The sequence below is a fragment of the Sinomicrobium oceani genome (assembly GCF_900119185.1).
In the GTDB taxonomy this organism is placed as follows: domain Bacteria; phylum Bacteroidota; class Bacteroidia; order Flavobacteriales; family Flavobacteriaceae; genus Sinomicrobium; species Sinomicrobium oceani.
Window position 1 is genome coordinate 1 of sequence record NZ_FPJE01000058.1, and the last position, 1,029, is coordinate 1,029.

At 44.0% G+C, this 1,029-nt stretch carries 2 protein-coding genes; both read left to right on the forward strand.

The genetic code is table 11. The features are described 5' to 3' along the window. A partial coding sequence (locus BT112_RS21985) for a Mu transposase domain-containing protein (RefSeq protein ID WP_449441357.1) occupies nucleotides 1-813 on the forward strand: 813 nt, incomplete at its 5' end. A 22-nt stretch (nucleotides 814-835) separates the two neighbouring features. After that, nucleotides 836-1,029, forward strand: a 194-nt coding sequence (locus BT112_RS21455) for an ATP-binding protein (protein ID WP_217652471.1), incomplete at its 3' end; no start/stop codon positions are given.

Consider the following 1,029-nt stretch of genomic DNA (forward strand, 5'->3'; position numbering starts at 1 on the left):
GTTACTCCCGCACGTCCTAGAAAGCCTCAGGATAAGTCGTTGGTTGAAAATCAGGTAAAGCTCATCTATAACCGGGTATATGCCAAGCTGCGCAAGCTTACCTTCTTTGACCTTCCTTCTTTGAACCAGGCAATTACACAAAAGGTTAGGGAGCATAACCAAACCCGAATGCAACAAAAGGATTATTGCCGGGAAGAAAAATTCCTGGCCGATGAAAAACATACTCTGCAACCTTTACCCGAAATAGCCTTTGAGATCAAATATTACAGGGAGCACAAAGTGGCCAAGAACAATCATATCTACCTGGGGATGGATAAACACTATTACAGTGTGCCCTATACGTATATCGGGATGAAGGTTAAGGTAATCTACACCCGGTCACTGGTAAGGATTTATCACAAAGCCGGCCTTATTGCTACCCACCCCAGAAACACCAAAAAGGCTGGTTATACCACTCGAAAGGAACACCTGTGTTCCCACCATCAATATTACAAAGAGCGCAGCCCCACCTATTACCTGCAACGCGGGTATAATCATTCTGAGGAATTATATCGGTATATGGAGGCCCTGTTCAAACAAGATAAATATCCTGAACAGCTTTACAAAACCTGTGATGGTATCCTGAACCTCTCAAGAAAAACCAATAGGGAGGTTTTTATAAAGGCCTGTTGTATTGCCCTGGATTACGGGCAGTACTCCTATAAATTTTTAAAGCAGGTCCTGGAGAACCGGATGACCGATTATAAAGAAGAACCACAGGTGAAATCCCTGCCCACTCACGGGAATATCCGGGGAGCTTCTTCCTATAAATAAGTAACTATTAAAATCAAATCATATGAATGCTATTGAAACTCAATTATCACAACTCCGCCTGGGCGGAATGCAGCGAAGCTGGAACGCTATGGTTGAAACCCGGCAACATCACCAGCTGTCTTTGGGAGAAGGTCTGGAAGTGTTATTGCAGGCTGAAGCTGAAGAGCGTATCCATCGCCGTTTTGATCGTCTAAAGAAAAGTGCACAGTTCAGGTA